At 30.6% G+C, this 19,010-nt stretch carries 17 protein-coding genes; 3 read left to right on the forward strand and 14 right to left on the reverse strand.

Annotation, left to right across the window (positions count from 1 at the left end):
* Nucleotides 1-128 precede the first annotated feature (128 nt).
* The 8 genes from KPL55_RS23510 to KPL55_RS23545 form a co-directional block, all read right to left on the reverse strand.
* Nucleotides 129-968: a pirin family protein gene (locus KPL55_RS23510; RefSeq protein WP_216309195.1), complete on the reverse strand. Its 840-nt coding sequence runs from the start codon at nucleotides 966-968 to the stop codon at nucleotides 129-131.
* A gap of 80 nt (nucleotides 969-1,048) precedes the next feature.
* A complete protein-coding gene (locus KPL55_RS23515; RefSeq protein ID WP_216309196.1) occupies nucleotides 1,049-2,092 on the reverse strand; it encodes a methyl-accepting chemotaxis protein in 1,044 nt (347 codons plus the stop codon).
* A 52-nt stretch (nucleotides 2,093-2,144) separates the two neighbouring features.
* Complete coding sequence (locus KPL55_RS23520; protein WP_216309197.1) at nucleotides 2,145-2,678, reverse strand: glutathione peroxidase; 534 nt, start codon at nucleotides 2,676-2,678, stop codon at nucleotides 2,145-2,147.
* Nucleotides 2,679-2,712: 34 nt separating this feature from the next.
* Complete coding sequence (locus KPL55_RS23525; protein WP_216309198.1) at nucleotides 2,713-3,579, reverse strand: NAD(P)/FAD-dependent oxidoreductase; 867 nt, start codon at nucleotides 3,577-3,579, stop codon at nucleotides 2,713-2,715.
* A gap of 70 nt (nucleotides 3,580-3,649) precedes the next feature.
* A complete protein-coding gene (locus KPL55_RS23530; RefSeq protein WP_216309199.1) occupies nucleotides 3,650-4,126 on the reverse strand; it encodes a glutathione peroxidase in 477 nt (158 codons plus the stop codon).
* A gap of 281 nt (nucleotides 4,127-4,407) precedes the next feature.
* On the reverse strand, nucleotides 4,408-5,184 hold the full coding sequence (locus KPL55_RS23535; RefSeq protein ID WP_216309200.1) for an EFR1 family ferrodoxin: 777 nt from the start codon (nucleotides 5,182-5,184) through the stop codon (nucleotides 4,408-4,410).
* A gap of 135 nt (nucleotides 5,185-5,319) precedes the next feature.
* On the reverse strand, nucleotides 5,320-5,517 hold the full coding sequence (locus KPL55_RS23540) for a helix-turn-helix transcriptional regulator (RefSeq protein WP_216309201.1): 198 nt from the start codon (nucleotides 5,515-5,517) through the stop codon (nucleotides 5,320-5,322).
* Nucleotides 5,514-6,020 carry a hypothetical protein gene (locus tag KPL55_RS23545; protein ID WP_216309202.1) on the reverse strand — a complete coding sequence of 169 codons (507 nt, stop codon included), beginning with the start codon at nucleotides 6,018-6,020 and terminating at the stop codon, nucleotides 5,514-5,516. The genes KPL55_RS23540 and KPL55_RS23545 overlap by 4 nt, the downstream gene beginning before the upstream one ends.
* Before the next feature lie 219 nt (nucleotides 6,021-6,239).
* Here KPL55_RS23545 and KPL55_RS23550 point away from each other — a divergent pair, with 219 nt between their 5' ends.
* Entirely contained in the window at nucleotides 6,240-6,923 is a 684-nt protein-coding gene (locus KPL55_RS23550) for a LiaF transmembrane domain-containing protein (protein WP_216309203.1), read from the forward strand.
* Between the two features lie 5 nt (nucleotides 6,924-6,928).
* On the opposite strand, the gene KPL55_RS23555 is transcribed toward KPL55_RS23550, so the two are convergent.
* Both KPL55_RS23555 and KPL55_RS23560 read right to left on the reverse strand, forming a co-directional pair.
* Nucleotides 6,929-7,924 (reverse strand): hypothetical protein, encoded by a 996-nt coding sequence (locus tag KPL55_RS23555; RefSeq protein ID WP_216309204.1) that lies wholly within the window; start codon nucleotides 7,922-7,924, stop codon nucleotides 6,929-6,931.
* On the reverse strand, nucleotides 7,911-8,267 hold the full coding sequence (locus tag KPL55_RS23560; protein WP_216309205.1) for a PadR family transcriptional regulator: 357 nt from the start codon (nucleotides 8,265-8,267) through the stop codon (nucleotides 7,911-7,913). Before KPL55_RS23560 ends, KPL55_RS23555 begins: the two co-directional genes overlap by 14 nt.
* 346 nt (nucleotides 8,268-8,613) lie before the next feature.
* Between KPL55_RS23560 and KPL55_RS23565 the strand changes: the two genes are divergently transcribed.
* Both KPL55_RS23565 and KPL55_RS23570 read left to right on the forward strand, forming a co-directional pair.
* Nucleotides 8,614-9,741: an ABC transporter ATP-binding protein gene (locus KPL55_RS23565; protein WP_216309206.1), complete on the forward strand. Its 1,128-nt coding sequence runs from the start codon at nucleotides 8,614-8,616 to the stop codon at nucleotides 9,739-9,741.
* Nucleotides 9,741-11,333, forward strand: a complete 1,593-nt coding sequence (locus tag KPL55_RS23570) for an ABC transporter permease/substrate-binding protein (protein ID WP_216309207.1) — start codon at nucleotides 9,741-9,743, stop codon at nucleotides 11,331-11,333. Before KPL55_RS23565 ends, KPL55_RS23570 begins: the two co-directional genes overlap by 1 nt.
* 85 nt (nucleotides 11,334-11,418) lie before the next feature.
* On the opposite strand, the gene KPL55_RS23575 is transcribed toward KPL55_RS23570, so the two are convergent.
* From KPL55_RS23575 to KPL55_RS23590, 4 genes are all read right to left on the reverse strand, one after another.
* On the reverse strand, nucleotides 11,419-13,638 hold the full coding sequence (locus tag KPL55_RS23575; RefSeq protein WP_216309208.1) for a diguanylate cyclase domain-containing protein: 2,220 nt from the start codon (nucleotides 13,636-13,638) through the stop codon (nucleotides 11,419-11,421).
* 305 nt (nucleotides 13,639-13,943) lie between these two features.
* Nucleotides 13,944-15,419, reverse strand: coding sequence for a 4Fe-4S dicluster domain-containing protein (locus KPL55_RS23580; RefSeq protein WP_216309209.1), 1,476 nt, complete (start codon nucleotides 15,417-15,419; stop codon nucleotides 13,944-13,946).
* A 280-nt stretch (nucleotides 15,420-15,699) separates the two neighbouring features.
* Nucleotides 15,700-18,030, reverse strand: a complete 2,331-nt coding sequence (gene yicI / locus KPL55_RS23585; protein ID WP_216309210.1) for an alpha-xylosidase — start codon at nucleotides 18,028-18,030, stop codon at nucleotides 15,700-15,702.
* 36 nt (nucleotides 18,031-18,066) lie between these two features.
* Complete coding sequence (locus KPL55_RS23590; RefSeq protein ID WP_216309211.1) at nucleotides 18,067-18,891, reverse strand: carbohydrate ABC transporter permease; 825 nt, start codon at nucleotides 18,889-18,891, stop codon at nucleotides 18,067-18,069.
* Nucleotides 18,892-19,010: the final 119 nt, after the last annotated feature.

The following is a 19,010-nucleotide window of genomic DNA, read 5'->3' on the forward strand; positions in this document are numbered from 1 at the left end:
TTGCATGCCCAAAAATAATAGTTGTAAAAGAAAAAGGCCAATTAAAAGCATACATACTTTCAATTGGCTATAATTCTATTTGTCACAAGATGGTTAACTTAATGACATTGCTCAAAAGAGGAGTTTTTTTATTTAACAAATGTTCCATTATCAATTTCTCTAAATGCTTGCTTTAGTTCCTCTTGTGTATTCATAACAATAGGTCCACCCCAAGCAATTGGTTCATTTAACTTATCTCCGCAAAACAAAAGGAAACGAACTCCTTTGCTTGATGCTCGAGCTATTAGCTGCTCACCATTATTAAAGAGCACTGCACTTTTACTAGGCGTTATATTATCATTAGAATTATCAAATAAGCCTTCACCTTCTACTATATAAACAAACAAATTTGCATCTTTAATAGTATCTAGTTCCCACTTTACGCCAGGTTCAAGGTTAACATCCAAAAATAACATTTTTACATGTTCGCCTTGAACTGCCCCCGAATTACCTTTATATTCTCCAGAAATAACCCCAACTGTTGAACCTTCCCCTAAAATTTTAGGCACCATATCCGCTCTTATATCCCTATAAGTTGGAGCCGTCATTTTATCTTTTTGTGGTAGATTAAGCCAAAGCTGAACTCCTAGCATTCTCTCAGATACTTGCGGCATTTCTTGATGCATAATTCCACTACCGGCAGTCATCCATTGGCAGCAGCCATCTAAAATATTACCTTTATTGCCTAGACTGTCTTGATGCTCAATATGTCCTTTTATAAGATAAGTAACTGTTTCAATTCCTCTATGTGGATGCCATGGGAACCCCTTCGTATAGTCATCCGAATCATATGAATCAAAAGCATCTAACATCAAAAACGGGTCAAACTCTTTAACATCTGGTAAACTAATCACCCTTACAAGTTTTACTCCGGCCCCATCATATTGAGTGGTTCCAGTCACTACTTTACGTATTGTCCTAATTGTCATTATCTTATTCCTCCTTTATCCGGGAACATTTTATATTAATAACTTGTTTTATATTAAAAGCACTTACAATATCATTTAAATTATCTGATGAATGAGAAAGCACTTTCGAAGCTTGTTCTACTTGTTTTGTTTGCTTTAAAATAGAACCTATAAGTACCAATATTTTCTTTTATCTGATTTATTTCATTAGCTTTAAGTTTAATTAAATTCGTGATTGCTGTTACATCGTTAGTTACAAGCGTTATCTGACTCTGTATTTTATTAAAAGCATCCATAGAGCTAGAAACAATCTCACTTTCCTGCTCTATCTTTGTTCCAATATCACGTACATTTTTAATTGTGATTTCAGTCTCATTTTGAAGAGAAGATATAAGTTTTCCAATTGATACAACTGCATCTGCAGATCCAACTGCGAGTTTTGATACTTCTTTTGCAACAACATTAAAGCCTTTACCAGCTTCACCTGCACGTGCAGATTCTATAGATGCATTTAATGCCAGCAGATGGGTTTGTTTACTAATTCCACTTATTACATTTGTTACTTCTGTTATTTCCTCTGAGTATTCCTGAAGTACACTTATGCTATCAAGTGTATTTTTCATACCACTTTCTAAGGCTTTCATGCTAATTATAACATTTTTAGACGCCTGCGTATTAGAATTTATAGTCATTTGATTATTTATAAATTTGTTAAACCATCTCGAGAGCTCTCCAATTTCATCATTAGAGTTTTTCCCTACCCTAAGTGTGAGGTCACCTTCACCTTCTGCTATTTCCTTTAGGATTGAAATAGTAGAATTAAGTGGCTTCACTACCATTTTTTTTACCGCATAAGCTAAAAATAATGAGCTGAAAAGCCATACTAAAATCAGTCTAGGCAAAACATATGAGTCATTAGATAATGATAATAAATAATTTCCAAATATAAATGTTGCACTTACAAGTGCTGATAATAGGGGTAACTTAAAGTTTAAACTTTTACTTTTATAAATTTCCGATATATCACCTTCACACATCATACCCCAAGTATCAAAGCAGTTAGGTGGATTTATAATTATACCTTTGCCCCCAACTAATATATGCCTATAGTAAATGTAACTATATTTTTCAAAAAAATAAAACACCTCTAATTTTTAAAATTAGAGGTGTTTTATAATAACTACCTAACAATAACTTTTAACCAAGTAATTGTTCAACTTTCTCTTCTATTCTTTCTGGTTCATATGTTGGATCAAATCTTTCAATAACCGCGCCGTCTTTACCTACAAGAAATTTTGTGAAATTCCATTTAATATCATCGCCTGTTGTATTAAATCCCATACCAGACAATTTACTATATAATCCTTCTGATTTTTCATCTTCACTAGCCTTAGGTGCTTCTTTCTTTAAGAACTTATATAATTCATCTGCATTTTCACCATTAACATCTATCTTAGCAAATGTTTCAAAAGTTGTACCATAGGTAAACTGGCAAAAATTTGCGATTTCTGCATTAGTTCCTGGAGCTTGATCAAAAAATTGATTACTTGGGAAATCTAATATTTCAAAACCTTTGTTCTTATATTTTTCATACATTTTTTGAAGTCCTTCATATTGAGGAGTAAATCCACAACCAGTAGCTGTATTAACCACTAATAGTACTTTTCCTTTATAATCCTCAAGTGAAACTTCGTTACCTTTTATATTTTTTACTTTGAAATCATATATCATATTAATTTCTCCTTTTATTCTTATTTATGTATTATTATTTTCTTTTTTGCTGATCTACATATGCCACGGCTGATAATGCTGCTATATTTCCTTCACCTGCTGATTTAATATATTGATAAGGCGTACCTACTATATCTCCGGCAGCAAAACAACCATCTAAATTGGTTTTCATATTTCTATTAACTCCTACATGATTTCCATCCATAATAAGTCCTGGCACTAATTGCCCTGGTGATACACTTTCCCTTAAAATAAATATACCATCTGTTATTAACTGCGTATTTTTAAGTATTAGTTTAGTAACCTTCTCATCACCAACTATTTCAACTGGTATGTCTTTAATTATTTCTACTGATGAATCAACTTGAACCTCTTCTTTATACATTGGAATATAATAAACTTTAGATGCCACTGTAGCTATGAAGTTAACTTCATCTTCTTCCTTTTTATCATAAGCTATTATTGTAACAATTTTATTTTTATATAATGGAGCATCACAAGTTGCACAATATCCTACTCCATTACCTAAGAACTCTTCTTCACCCTTAAAAGGTTTACCGAAATTAACTCCTGTAGCGAGTATTATTGAAGTTGCTTCATACATTTTCTCATTTATCATTAGTGCAAAATAATCACCCATTGCATATACATTATTTACTTTTTCCTGAGTAATACTTATATCCATTGCTTCTAAATGGCTAGCAAACTCATCTTTAATTTCAGCTCCACTTTTACCATAAAAGCCCAAATAATTATTAATTTTATGTGCCTTTACTAATTTAGTACTGAAATCTTTACTACCAAAAATAATAAATTTCTTATTTCTTATTTTTGCATTAAGCGCTGCCGATAAACCGGCTGGTCCACTACCTATTATTGCAATATCATATCTCTCACTCATTTAATATTCTCCTTAGTAAATAAATTATTTTTTAATAATTCTTCTATATTACTAAAGTAATTCTTCTATATTACTTTAGTAATTCTTCAATATCACCTTTAATACTTAATGGAGTTGTAGTTGGTCCATATCTCTTAATTACATTTCCATCAGAATCTATTAAGAACTTTGTAAAGTTCCATTTTATTTCTTTACTTATTAAACCTTTTGCTTCGCTTTTTAAATATTTGTATAGTGGATGTGCATTTTGTCCATTTACATCTATTTTCTCAAACATTGTAAAACTAACACCATAATTTATTAGGCAAAAGTTATTTATCTCTTCATTACTTCCTGCATCTTGTTTTGCAAATTGATTACAAGGGAACCCTAAAATCTCAAAATCTTTTTCCTTGTATTCCTCATACAATTCTTCAAGTCCCGTAAACTGAGGTGTTAAACCACATTTACTTGCAGTATTTACAACTAAAACCACTTTACCCTTGTATTCTACCATATTTACATCTTGTCCATCCATATTTTTTGCTGAAAAATCATAAAATTTCATTTTAATTACTCTCCTTCATATATATATTGTGTATTTTTTTAACTTAATAAATTTAGTTTTACTAACTAAATTTAATTTTATACAATTTAATTTTGCTCAACTCAATTATATAATTATATATCTTTAATGTCAACCTAAATTATAATATTTTTTATTTATTTCGAGCCCCGAATCTCAGCAAATAAAAATAAGCGTTAAGTCTTTTTTACATGACTTCACACTTATTTTATTAATTATGTATAATTTATATTACATATTTCTCTTCCGATTGGTTTTTTCTTCTATAGATGAAATAATTCCTTGGCTACTACGTCTGGATGATGATAACGACCTCTCTTTATTGTAACCTTCTTATATTGAATTGATTTTTGTGGACACCACTGCATACAAGCAACACATTGCTCGCATTTATGTTGCCATTCCGGTTTATGATCATTCATTTTTATATTATTAGCAGGGCATACCTTGAGACATATTCCACAACCATTACATTTTTCATCTGTCCAAAAATTTTCATCTTTTTTAGAAGGATTAAAACTAGTGTACATAAAATCACCAACAGTTTGCATTATTTTATCGCTGATCCCACTAAGTTTAATTATCTCATTATTATTTATACTCTCAACAATCAAAGGTATCTTTTTCTGTTCATTTTCAAATAATCGATTTTGTTTTTTCTCTGATATAGGTGAATACATTACTTGATAATTCCCTGGCATCTTGATTTTAAATGCTGCAGAAAGCTTTATTCCCTTATTAATTAACAGTTTTTCTAATTGTGAAATAGAAGCATCAGCGGCTCTTCCAAATGTTACAACTGTATACACATAAGCATCACTTGGAATATCTATTTTCTCAATAAAATCTTTAACTAAAAGGGGCATTCCAGAATAATATACTGGAAAAATAATTCCGACTTTCTTTGATGTTGTATTGTTAAACCCTATATTATTTCTGCAAATTTGTATAATTTCCGTATTTTTTAATCCAGCTGCAATATCCTTTGCTACCTTCAAAGAATTACCGCTTCCACTAAAATAGTAAATTGTCGTTTTCATAGTAACCCACCCCTACACTAATTATTATTTTCAATCAAAATCGTTCTGTTTGGTATTATTCTATATTACATATATATTATTGTGAATTATTGTTAATGTCAACTTTTAACTATAAAAAATTATCACTTTAAATTATCATTTCTCCTCTAACTCAAATAACTCTTCAATAGTAGTGTTTAAATATCTTGCAAGCCTCATTGCTAGTTCTAAAGTAGGATTATATTTATCATTCTCTACAGCTATTATTGTTTGCCTAGTAACCCCTAACTTTTTAGCAAGCTCTTCCTGTGTTAATTGATATTGTTTACGGAATTCCTTCACCCGATTTTTCATGATATATCCTCTCCATAATGGTTTAGTATTAACCTTTTAACTATCTTATAAAAAACCACTTCTAATATGATTATTATGAGAGGCAAGCCTAATATACCGCTAAATAAAATATCTATAATAGTCAATATAATAAGAAATACATTAGTATAAATCAAAACTATAAAAGCTGCTTTATCTGAAACTATACGTTCTCTTTCATCCATAAATCTGAGTTTATTATTACCACTAACTATTGGGGCGTTAGGTCCCCCCGAATGCTTATTAATTATTGCTTGGCCTACAAGCATAACCATCATTTGTGTACTTGCCAATAGAGGTATGTATAAGTTAATTGAAAATGAAATAAAAATTGTACTAAACAAATGTATTGATTGAAACAATATTAATTTATTTAAAATTATTGCCATCCATAAACCGGAAATTAATATTGATTCAAAAAACCAAGTATATCTAATTGCTAACCGATTTACTGCTTGCCCGCGTTCATCTTTTCTTAGAAACATTTAAATAAACCCTCCTAAATGTTAAATGTTAAACCTTCTTTATATTTAATGATAACATATTTTGTAAATATGTTAACAGTTCTTTACATTTTCAATCCAATTTATATTTTTATTTAAATCACTTACTGCCATATTATAGTATAATAAATACATATAATTAAATAAACCAATGAGTTAATAATTTTTAAGCACTTTTAAAAAATTTAGGGAGGAATTGATTTGAGAAGTAAATTCCATTTGGGTATCATATTAATAATTTTCGGTATAGCAATAATATTCGACCAATTAGGGCTATGGAATTTTGGCAGAGTAATATCAACGTGGTGGCCGCTTTTACTAATAGGAATTGGTTGTAGTAAACTAAATAGAGACTCAGCTTCTAAAACCTCAGGTATAACATTCATTATAATAGGTATATTTTTTCAAATACGAGAGTTCCATATTTTTAATTTTAATCTAATGAGATTTTTCTGGCCTGCTATAATTATAGCAATCGGAGTGTCATTATTATTACCTAAAAATTCACTATGGGTAAATCACAATTTAATTAAAAGAGATATTGACCAAGATCTGGTAGATAATATAGCACTTTTTTCAGGCGTAAAAAGTAAAAATAATTCTAAAAACTTTAGTGGTGGTACCCTTGTAGCTGTTTTTGGCGGCATTAATATAGACCTTAGTGATGCGACACTTATAAATGAAGGCGTAAGTATTGATATAACCGCAGCTTTTGGTGGGGTTGAAATAATAGTTCCTTTGGATTGGACTGTTGTAGTTAGAGGTCTTCCTATTTTTGGTGGCTGGTCTAATAAAACTTCTGGCAAAAGTTATGTTAAACCAGGTGCACCCGTTTTAACTTTGCACTGTTTCGCAATTTTTGGTGGTGTGGATATAAAAAACTAAAACTATTATTTTTTACACTTTACAAATCCCATAACACTATCTACTAGATTAATAAAAATAAAAACAGTTGCAAATATCCATAAATTCCAAGTCCAATATGATAAAATTTGAGTATGTGTAATATTTGTATAATCAGCTATTTTCGTTAAAAATTCTTTATTAAATAAGAAATTATCACTTAACATTACACAAACAAAAACCGATAATGATATATTTAGCGTAGCATTAGCAATTGCTAGTAGAACGTTCCACTTCATAGAAATGAACTTCCAAATCAAGATACTAACTTGAATTATACTAAATAAAAGAATTAAAGCAATGTATGATTGTAGGCGTTCACTCACAAATAGTGGTGCAACAAAAATAAGACCATTGTTACCTTTAACATATAATCCAATAAGCTGATACTCCCAATATATTAAAGCTGTGAAAAACACACTACAAAATAGTGAAAATACAGTCGCTATACGAGAAATTCTTCTTCCTTTAGACACTGGTAACTCTTCCAAATCTTCCGGAGACCATTTTTTCTTTAAAAATGGTCTTTTACCATCATTAATTCCAGTTCTCTCTATTATTGCGAAAATAAATGTTACCCATAAAAATCCTTGAAACACCCCTTGTACAGGAGCTAACAATAACTCCATGAAAAATTTAATTGACATTTGAGCAAATTCCTTATAAACAGGAGGATTAAAACACCACTCTACTATAGTAAGACTTATAAATACTGTTGTTACAATAGATATCACTAATTTAAGCACCGCAATGTAATTATCATAAAGTCCAGGTCCTATAAGATATCTTTTCCTTTCACTATACCCATCAGCAAGCTCCCTTGGATTACCCAGTTTTAAAAGAACCTCACGTACATCGTTTTCCGAGAAATTCTCTGGTAACATATCTTCTATGTTTCCGCGAAGTTCTGAACTTACATCTTCCCTTGTATTTGCTTCTAAATGTTCAGTTACAGCATATACATAACAATCAATCAATTTCATTTTTATCTTCCTCCATTAATAATGAGTCTAAATTTTTTGAAAGAGATTTCCACTCACTTTTTAAACGATGATACACTTCTCGCCCGCCATCACTTATCAAATAAAACTTGCGTGGACGGCTTTCACTTGTGTCCCATTTACTAGTCAAAAGTTTCTGTTTTTCTAATCTACGTAGTAAGGGATAGAGTGTTCCAGCCTCAATTAGTACATTTTTCTTTTCAAGCTTTTGTACAAGTGAATAACCATACTCAGGATTATTAAGTTGGCTTAGTACGGAAAGTACTAATGTACCACGTTTTAGTTCCACAATTAGGGAACTAATCAGTTCATCTGTAGAACCCATATAATCACCTCTCATTCAGTATAGTGTACGTCGTACACTATTGTCAAACAAATACTATTATAATAAATTGGATTTACGCTAAAAAGCAAAATATAAAATATTCAAAACATAAATAACCAGTATTCGACACCTATAAAAGACCAAATAGCCAGTAATGGTACTATTATCTAGCATATGTTTCATTTTTACCCCTATATCACCTATACCCCACTATTGATAGACCTGCCACATTTGTTCATAGTTTATGGAGTTTTCCAAACAGACATTCCTATGATATCATATAAGTTGTTAGTTCTAATTATTGTAAATTAGCTAACTTCGTATTAATATATTGAGGAGAGATCACATGTTAGAGTTCAAAAATATACAAAAGATTTTCAAAAATCAAACAGTAATTAAGGACATCAGTTTTACTGTTAATAAAGGGGAATTTGTCGTTATAGTAGGACAAAGTGGTTGTGGTAAAACTACAACCTTAAAAATGATTAATAAGCTAATTGCCCCCACTTCAGGACACATATATCTAAATGGAAAAGACATACTAAAAGAAGATACTATTAAGCTCAGGCGTAATATGGGATATGTCATACAACAAACCGGTCTTTTACCACATATGACTGTTGGAGAAAACATAGGAATAATACCAAAATTAGAAAAATGGACAGAGGATGAAATACATAAAAGAACAATCGAACTTTTAGAAATGGTTCACATGGATCCTAAGTTATACATAGATAGGTATCCTTGTGAATTAAGTGGAGGTCAGCAACAAAGAATTGGTGTAGCAAGAGCTTTTGCAACAAATCCTGAAATAATTCTTATGGACGAGCCTTTTAGTGCTTTAGATCCAATTACAAGAAATCAACTTCAAGATGAATTGTTTAATCTTCAACAAGAATTCAAAAAAACAATAATATTCGTAACTCATGATATGGATGAAGCTCTTAAACTTGGTGATAGGATTTGTATTATGAAAGGCGGAAGTATAATTCAATTTGATACTCCAGAAGAAATTTTAAATAATCCTGCTGATGATTTTGTTGAAGAATTTATAGGTAAAAATAGAATATGGCAGCAACCGGGATTTATTAAAGCTAAAGATATTATGATTACTGAGCCAATTACAACTAGCGGCAACAGAACAGTAGTCCAAGCTTTAGAAATCATGAAAGCAAACAAAGTAGACAGTTTATTAATTATTGACAAATATGATAAGCTTGAAGGAATAGTTACAATAAAAGATATTATAAGAAATTACACAGGTTCTCTAAAGGTAAATACTATTATGGGCACAGAGATTAAAACCGTTAATTTGGATGACTCTTTAATAGATATATTAAATCTAATGAATGAACTTAAAATTGGATATGTTCCTGTTGTAGATGATAGTTCAAAGTTAGTTGGATTAATTACTGAGAGTAGTTTGTTAATTGTTTTAAGCAATCAGTATATTGACCAGGAGGATGAGGCGTAATGGGAATAATAAATTCAATAGTTAGTTTTAAAGATTTTGTAGTTTCAAGGCAAGGAGAAATAATAAATTTAACACTTCAGCACATTGAATTAACAGTGTTCGCTGTAATTATAGCAATAATTGTTGGAATTCCTTTAGGTATTTTAATATCTAGAGTTAAGAAGCTCGCAGGTCCAGTTATAGGTTTTGCGAACCTAATACAAGCTGTACCAAGTTTAGCACTATTAGGATTTTTAATACCACTAATGGGAATAGGTAGTGCACCAGCAATACTAATGGTATTTTTATACTCACTACTTCCTATAATAAAAAATACCTATACTGGACTTATGAATATAAATCCAGATGTAATTGAGTCATCTAAAGGTATGGGCATGACTAATAAACAAGTCCTTAATCTAGTTCAATTACCACTTGCATTCCCCGTAATTATGACTGGTATAAGAATATCAGCAGTTACTGCTGTCGGACTTATGACAATTGCAGCATTCATTGGTGCAGGTGGACTTGGATATATGGTTTTCTCAGGTGTTCAAACTGTAGATAATAATATGATACTCGCCGGAGCAATTCCTGCATGTTTACTTGCGTTATTAATGGACTCTATTGTAGAGAAAATTGAAAAAGGGGTAACCCCTCCTGGAATTAGAAAAGCAGATGGAACAATTAAACTATCTAAAAGAAAAAAATACAAATTCAATAAAACTCAAAAAATTATAGCTAGCAGTTTAGTAGTTATATTGATAGCTGGTGGAGCGTATTTGTACAGTAAAAAAAGTGACACAATTATAGTAGGTTGCTATAACAGTTCTGAGCAGATAATACTCGGTAACATGCTAGCAACGTTAATAGAAAAAAATACAGATATCGAAGTAAAAACGCAATTAAATCTAGGAGGCTCGGGGCTTGCTTATACCGCATTAAAAACTGGTAAAATAGACATGTACCCTGAGTATACTGGAATGAGTTTGGTTGGTATTATGAAGCAAGCACCAATTAATGATCCAGATAAGGCTTATAAAGTTGTAAGTGATTATTACGTTAAAAATTATGGTATAACTTGGCTAAAACCTTTTGGTTTTAATGATACTTATACATTATCCGTAAGACAAGACACAGCAAAGCAGTATAATCTTGAGACTATTTCCGACCTTGCAAAAGTGGGAGACAAGCTTACCCTTGGTGCTACATTAGAATTTTGTAATAGAGCAGATGGATATGCTGGAATAACTAAAGTATATAACCTAAAATTCAAAAGTTTTAGTTCAATCGATGGAGGACTACGTTATACAGCTATAGGTAATAAGAAAGTAGATGCTATAGATGCTTTTACAACAGAAGGGCTATTGAAATCATATAAACTTAAGGTTTTAAAAGATGATAAACATTTCTTCCCAAATTATGATTGTGTACCAATAGTTAGTAGTGAAACTCTTAAGAAACATCCAGAACTTAAAGCTTTAATTAATAAATTAGGTGGAAAGATTACGGAGAAAAAAATGATAGATTTAAATTATAAAGTTGATAAACTTGGAGAAGAGCCTGCAAAAGTTGCAGAAGATTTTTTACTTGAAAATAAACTAATTAAATAATTCTTGCGAGAAAAGTTAACAAAAAAAATGATTCCTGTATTGTACAGGAATCATTTTTTTGACCCATAAATAGCAGTGATTGTTATTAAATCACATAACCTACAATCTGATTTCTACCTTTATTCTTTGCTTTATATAACGCATCATCTGCTTGTTTTATGAATTGGGTAATTGTAATGTATTTATTTGGTATAACAGATGACGTACCCAGGGTTATAGATACCTTATCCCCTATTGTTGAAAACTCATGAATTAATGATAATTTTTGTACTAGAAGCCTAAATTTTTCACCATATCTCATGGCATCTTCAAAATTTGTATCCGGTAGTACAATAATAAATTCATCACCACCATACCTTGCAGCAAAATATTTATTTGCTAGTGATTGACTAAGCTCATTACTTATTTTTATTAAACAATTATCCCCCTCAGTATGACCATAATTATCATTATATTGTTTAAAACAATCTATATCAAAAATTATGATTGATATAGGACTTTTGCTATCAATTGCTTTGTTCCACTCCTCAGTAATAACACAATCAAATTTTCTTCTGTTTGGAATATTAGTAAGTCCATCATTTTCAGATAAATAAATCAATTTATTATTAGTATCTTGTAGTTCTAATTGAACTTTTCTTCTTTGCTGTACTTCATCAATGAGATTTTTTGATTTTATTGCATTATATATTGCTATTGCTCCATAGGTTGAAAGTGCTTTTATAATTTCTACTGTAAGAGCATTAAAAGAATTTTTCTCAAAAGCTTGTACAGTAATCACTCCAATTAAATTTTTATCAACGGTAAGCGGGCAATATATAGCTGAATTTAGATCATTATTTTCTTTATTCCTTATTATATAATTCATATCGTCTACGTAATTTGAAAATTCATTAAACATATCATTAATGACAATAATTTTATTTTCTCTTAGACATTTTACTGCCATACTTGCAGGGTTATCATACTTAATTTCATGTAGCTCCGTTCTAATATCATTTTCTATAAGATATTTATACCCACTTATTTTCTTGTCATCATTATATAGACCAACTCCAAAAGTATCAGCTTGCATAAAACCTTGTATTGTTTCATGAAGCATTACATATATTTGATTAAGATCTAATGTTGTTGTAATTTTCTCTCCCAATTCACTTATAATAGTTATTTTTTTTATTATCTCTATAAGATCATCTGTCTTCCTTTTAAACACTTCATTTTTCTTTATTATATTCCTATTCTCCTCTTCTAAAATATCAAGTTGTACCTTTATCTTTAAATTTCTAACTCTGTTTTCTAATACTATATCTTCCGATTTTTTCTGATTTTTAAAATATAATTTATAATATCTATTTGTATTATTAATATCATTTTCCTTTTTATATAATATGATAGCTATTTTACATATTTCTATAGTTTTAGTATACATTTTATTATTTATAGAAATATTGTATACTTCTTCTAATTTACATATTGCTCTAACTCTTTCACCTATGTTTTCAAGGTAATTAACATAATCTAAATACAGATCAATTTCACCGTAAACATATGATATTTCTGAAGAAATAACCATTGCTTTGGCAAAATATTTTTCACATTCTTCATAATTCTTTTTTTTCTCATATACCAAAGCCGATAGTTGATAAGCTTCTACCATACCACTTTTATAATCATACTTATGTAAATATATAAGTGCTTCATTTAAATTAACCAAAGCTTTATCATAATTACCTAGGTAGTATTCAGCATAAGCAAGGTTCGAAAGTGCAATCCCAAATGTAGCATTGTAATTAAATTTACAATCAATTTTTACAGCCAAGTTGTAATATATAATCGCATCTTCATAACATTTAAGGATTCTATATACTTCACCCATATTGTTATAAATTTTTGCAGCATAAAATTCGAAACTATCATTATAGTAATTTTTACTACTATTAATTGTTTTTGAGATGTTTTTAGCAGAATTAAAATAATCCATACTTTTTTCATACTCGCCAATATCAAAATAAATATCACCTATTGCTATATAAGAAAGTATCTGCAAATCACATATACCTTGCTTTTGAGATAGTTTTATTGAATCACCTAAATATGACGTGGCCTTTTCATATTTACTCATATTTAAGTAAATCGCTCCAATTCTTAGCAATGAATAAGCCATCCCAATTTCGTAATTTTCAGCTAAGCATAATAAATATATTTGATTAGCAAATTCAATAGTCTCCTCTGAATTAATATATTTAATTTTTTCAAGCTTACCCAACATTTTTTTAATTGTCAGGTTAGTACATTCACCTTCCACTATAGCTCACCTCCTAATTGCTCATATATAATATATATAATTTATTCTCCTAAGACTTTTGTGAACCACTTAATAGTAAAACTGTTTCCATATATTTTACTTAATTAACTTAATTTATAATGTTATAAGAATACTTCATAAATCTGTTTTTTTCAAGATGTTTTTTTAATCACTCTTAAATACAGTTGATAACTTTATAAATGTTATTTATTTAATTCCACAAATTTAGCTAGGTTAGATAAAAAAAGTACCAATAGCTCGCAGACTTTTTTCAAATCGCCATTACTATTGGTACAAGTTTAATTCTATTTAGTCATGAAGTTTTTACCACGGTGCATATCAACTTCCTCAACTTTTATTACTCTTAGTGTTTCAATATCATTTTCTTCTAATGCAAGCTTTCCATACTTATTTACTTCAACCTTATCTTTTGGAGTATGATGAAGGGCAGTTGCACCACCTATACATCCACCAGTACAGGCCATTCCTTCTATAAAATTACCGGCAGACCTATTGAATTTTAATAACTTCAAGGCTTTATCACATTCAATAAGACCATCACAACTTATAGGTTTAAGCTCAACTGTTGTCTCTTGATCGTCAACTAAGTGTTTTACTGCCTCTGTAAGTCCACCAGATCTAGCAAAAATTCTCCCGTAATATGATGCATTATTTAATGGAAGTTCCTCGCACTCTGCAATATCTATTTCATAAGCATCAAGCATTGCCTGAAGCTCTTCAAAAGTTAATACATAGTCAGTAATGCCTTTTAAATCTTCTTGTTTAATTTCCATTTTCTTAGCTGTACAAGGTCCTATAAAAACAATTTTACATGTTGGGTCTTCTTTCTTAATAAGTCTAGAAATTGCTATCATAGGTGAAACTGTACTTGAAACATGTTTACCAAGTTCAGGGTAATTTTTCTTAATATACGAAACAAACGCAGGACAACAAGAGCTTGTCATAGTTTTAAGTTCTTCGATAGTTTCTATAAATTCTTTTGTTTCATTTTGAACTACCATATCAGCCCCAAGTGCAACTTCTATTACATCATGAAAGCCCATTTTTTTTATACCTGAAACTACTTGACCAAGTTTAGCAAAAGTAAATTGACTAGCTATTGCAGGTGCATATACTGCATATACATGTATGCTTTCATCAATTTTTGACTTTTCTAATATATCAACAACATCTACAACTGATGACTTGTCCATTATTGCACCAAACGGGCATTGATAAACACAAGCTCCACATTGTATACATTTCTCATCATCAATTACTGCTTTTTTATCTTCATCAAAATTTAAAGCACCTGCATTACAGGCTCTACGGCAAGGTCTCATAACATCTGAAATTGCATTGTAAGGGCAAGCAGTTTTGCATTTACCGCATTCAATACATTTATTTGGATCAATGTACGATCTTCGATTTATAGAGTGAATTGCGCCTACAGGACAGGCTTGAATACATTTGTGTGTTATGCAACCCCTACACCCTTCTGTTACTGTAAATCGTTGTATAGGACATTCATCACATGCAGAGCTTATTACTTCAATAACATTTTTGTTCTTTTTATCTCCGCCCATTACAAGTTTAATTCTCTCTCCAATAATGGCTCTTTCCTTATGAATACAGCAACGTGTTTTTGCTTTAGGTCCCGGAACAAGAACCTTAAAAAGATTTTTACCTTCCTTTTTAAGTGTTCCTTTAATAGAGAGTTTAGCTACTTCCCTTATTACCTCGTATTTTATAAGTTGTATATCATTATCAAAATGCTTCAAATTATCACTTCTCCTATTTTTATAATGTAGGTTATAAACACCAAAAAATTAGTATAAAATATTTACAACCTATCATTGAGAATTCATATATAAACGAACATATTACCGTTTCTTTTAATTATATTACCTGTAATAATAATTTTATTACATTAGAATAATAACACTATGTTAATAATTTATCAAGTGATTCTTTTAGGTAATATCAATAGAAAAAGTATAGCAAAAACATGCTATACCTTTACATTAACTGAAATAATATTCGTTAACTTGTTGAATACTTCTATACTGTTATATTTAGTGATATTTCATAACTATCCTTGTAAGGAATTAATCTAATTCCAAAATCCTCAAGAATACATGTTGCATTTTTAACCTCTTGAGCTTCAAATACTCCTCTAAATAAAATACTCCACGGTTTATTAACAACATCTACATTTATAACTATATAATGGCCATTTCTTTTCACACTTACTTTAAGCTCCTCGTTACTATCTGTATTATGGACGATTGAAGTTAAAGAATATCCATCTTGAATTTCGAAAACATGTAATGTAACTCCATTTGCATAATCGTAATCAGGTTTGTTATTAACATTACCCACTGCAATTATGCTGCTCGGCCTAACCATCAAAGGTATACTCAAATAATCATGTTTTTCAAAATTCCAAGTACCACCACCTACTACTCTTTTACCTGTAAGAAAGTTTGTCCAAATTCCCTTTGGAAGATAATAAGATACATCACCTGTTTCGCTGAAAATTGGAGCAACAAGCAGCGATTCCCCTAACATGTACTGCCTATCAATATAATCACAGTTCGGATCTTCCATAAATTCTAGTAGCATTGCCCTCATCATAGGAATACCCTTACTTGCTGCTTCTATTGCAGCACTATATAAATACGGCATTAATGTACATTTAAGCTTTGTGAAATATCTTAAAACATCAACTGACTCCCCATCATAAGCCCAAGGCACTCTGTAAGATTTACTACCATGTAGCCTACTTAGTGGAGATAACATTCCAAAAGCTACCCACCTTTTATAGATGTCCGGTGTTGAGGTATTTTCAAACCCTCCTATGTCATGACTCCAATATCCAAACCCAGACATAGATAATGATATTCCACCTCTTAAGCTCTCTGCCATAGATTCATAATCTGCTGTAGAGTCTCCACCCCAATGAACAGAAAACTTTTGACTTCCGACTGTTGCTGACCTTGCAAAAACTATGGCCTCTTTTTCACCTTTAACTTCTTGTATTGCTTCAAATACCACCTTATTATATAAATAAGTATAATAATTATGCATTTTTGTGCTATCATCGCCATTGTAATATACTACATCTGTAGGTATCCTCTCACCAAAATCAGTTTTAAAACAATCAACACCCATCTCCATTAACTTTTTAAGTTTTAGAGCATACCAAGCTGACGCCGCTGGGTTTGTGAAATCAACAATCGCCATACCAGCCTGCCATCTATCCCACTGCCAAACATCCCCATTCTTTTTCTTTATAAAATACCCATTTGCCTTTCCCTCATCAAACATACTTGAGCGCTGAGCGATATATGGATTAATCCAAACACAAATTTTTAATCCCTTATCCTTAAGTCTTTTAAGCATACCCTCTGGATCAGGAAATACATTTGTGTCCCACTTTAAATCACATAGGTGATACTCCTTCATCCAAAAACAATCAAAATGAAATACAGCTAAGGGCAAATCTCTTTTAATCATGCCATCAATTATTCCTGTAACAGTTTTCTCGTCATAACTTGTAGTGAATGAAGTAGTAAGCCATAACCCAAATGACCAAGCTGGAGGTAAACTAGGTTTACCAGTAAGCGATGTATACTTCTCTAGTATTTCTTTTGGGCTAGGTCCATATATTACATAATATTCAAGAGATTCACCTGGAACACTAAATTGAACCTTAGACACTCTCTCTGATGCCACCTCAAATGAAACTCGTCCTGTATGGTTAACAAACACTCCATAGCCTTTATTAGTAATATAAAATGGAATATTTTTATATGATTGCTCACTAGATGTACCACCATCTTCATTCCAAATATCAATTACTTGTCCATTTTTCACAAGGGACGTAAATCTCTCACCTAGTCCATAAACACATTCTCCAACATCAAGGTCTAATTGATTCATCATGAAGTTTTCTTTTTTTTCATTTTCCATATAAGCAATCTTTTTATACCCAGTTTTTGTAATAGATTTTCCACCACTTATAAAATCAATAGTAAAAGGTTCTTTTTTATTAACATTTACACTTAAATAACCTGTTTTAAGGATTATTTGACTGTCATCTTCCTTAATATCAATATGTTTATTTATAGTATTTTTAATATCAAACTTTGGTTCTGGCAATGTAGACCCTATAAAATGATCTAGCTTTACGTTAATAACGTCTTCCATTGGTGACGAGAATTTAACTGAGACTAGCATTCCATCTACAGTATCAGCGCGGTCACGAATTTCCTTATCTGGGCAATATATTGTAACAGAATCCGCGTTAACTTCAACATCATAAACCTGATGTAGATAGTGGGCTTTTACCCCTTTATTTAATAACCAGTTTCCATCTGTAAATTTCATGATTTATAGCGCCTCCTAATAAAAAATATTATACAATTATTCTTTAACAGAACCAGAAGTCATTCCACTAACAATGTATTTTTGTCCAAGTATAAAAACAATAAGTACTGGAATACATGTTAGTACAATATCAGCACATACAAGGTTCCATTGAGTAGAAAACTGTCCGAAAAAGTTGTAAACTGCTAGCGTCATTGGCCATTTGCTAGATTCATTTAAAAAGTATATAGCCATAGTAAAATCATTCCAAGTACTCATAAAGTTTAGTACAAATAAAGTTGCTATTATTGGTTTTAACAGTGGAAATACAATTTTAAAGTAAAGGGATGAAGGATTACAACCATCTATGATTGCTGCCTCATCTAGTTCTCTTGGAATTGTATCTATAAATCCGTATGATATAAACACACTAATTGGCAACGCAAATGCAGCATAAATAAGTATGATTCCTAGTCTTGTATTAATCAAATTAGTAAACTGTAATACCTTCATTAAAGAAATATAATTTACTGGCATAGCTATGCCAAGTACTAAAAAGTAATATATTATTTTGTTCCTTTTATTTTTATTTCTTGCAAGCACAAATGCTGCAAGTGTTGATAAAAATACTATGATTAATGTACTAATAGATGCATAAGTAAAACTATTTAAGAAAGATCCCATTAATTTACCTCTTTCTATAACTACTGAATAGTTGTCAAACATCCATTTTTTAGGCAATGTCAATGAAAGTGTATATGACTCTGCCGTAGTTTTAAATGAACTTATAAAAATCACAACTAGAGGTACCAATACAATTAATGAAACTAACCAAGCAATTACATTTTGAATAAGTCGCATTATAACTTTGTTTGCTTTCATTAATATTCCTCCTCGTATAATGTAGTTGTAAGCATTGATAATAAATCAGTCATAATAACTACGAATGTTATCACTAATCTCATATCTAATATTCGCAACTCATAATTTTATTTTATCTT

This window comes from Clostridium lacusfryxellense, from assembly GCF_018861735.1.
In the GTDB taxonomy this organism is placed as follows: domain Bacteria; phylum Bacillota; class Clostridia; order Clostridiales; family Clostridiaceae; genus Clostridium_AD; species Clostridium_AD lacusfryxellense.

What these genes read in the sequence shown, in the direction of transcription:
- KPL55_RS23510 (WP_216309195.1), bottom strand. Translation starts at nt 968, where the DNA reads ATGACAATTAGGACAATACGTAAAGTAGTGACTGGAACCACTCAATAT.
- KPL55_RS23520 (WP_216309197.1), bottom strand. Translation starts at nt 2,678, where the DNA reads ATGATATATGATTTCAAAGTAAAAAATATAAAAGGTAACGAAGTTTCA.
- KPL55_RS23525 (WP_216309198.1), bottom strand. Translation starts at nt 3,579, where the DNA reads ATGAGTGAGAGATATGATATTGCAATAATAGGTAGTGGACCAGCCGGT.
- KPL55_RS23530 (WP_216309199.1), bottom strand. Translation starts at nt 4,126, where the DNA reads ATGAAATTTTATGATTTTTCAGCAAAAAATATGGATGGACAAGATGTA.
- KPL55_RS23535 (WP_216309200.1), bottom strand. Translation starts at nt 5,184, where the DNA reads ATGAAAACGACAATTTACTATTTTAGTGGAAGCGGTAATTCTTTGAAG.
- KPL55_RS23540 (WP_216309201.1), bottom strand. Translation starts at nt 5,517, where the DNA reads ATGAAAAATCGGGTGAAGGAATTCCGTAAACAATATCAATTAACACAG.
- KPL55_RS23545 (WP_216309202.1), bottom strand. Translation starts at nt 6,020, where the DNA reads ATGTTTCTAAGAAAAGATGAACGCGGGCAAGCAGTAAATCGGTTAGCA.
- KPL55_RS23555 (WP_216309204.1), bottom strand. Translation starts at nt 7,924, where the DNA reads ATGAAATTGATTGATTGTTATGTATATGCTGTAACTGAACATTTAGAA.
- KPL55_RS23560 (WP_216309205.1), bottom strand. Translation starts at nt 8,267, where the DNA reads ATGGGTTCTACAGATGAACTGATTAGTTCCCTAATTGTGGAACTAAAA.
- KPL55_RS23565 (WP_216309206.1), top strand. Translation starts at nt 8,614, where the DNA reads ATGTTAGAGTTCAAAAATATACAAAAGATTTTCAAAAATCAAACAGTA.
- KPL55_RS23570 (WP_216309207.1), top strand. Translation starts at nt 9,741, where the DNA reads ATGGGAATAATAAATTCAATAGTTAGTTTTAAAGATTTTGTAGTTTCA.
- yicI (WP_216309210.1), bottom strand. Translation starts at nt 18,030, where the DNA reads ATGAAATTTACAGATGGAAACTGGTTATTAAATAAAGGGGTAAAAGCC.
- KPL55_RS23590 (WP_216309211.1), bottom strand. Translation starts at nt 18,891, where the DNA reads ATGAAAGCAAACAAAGTTATAATGCGACTTATTCAAAATGTAATTGCT.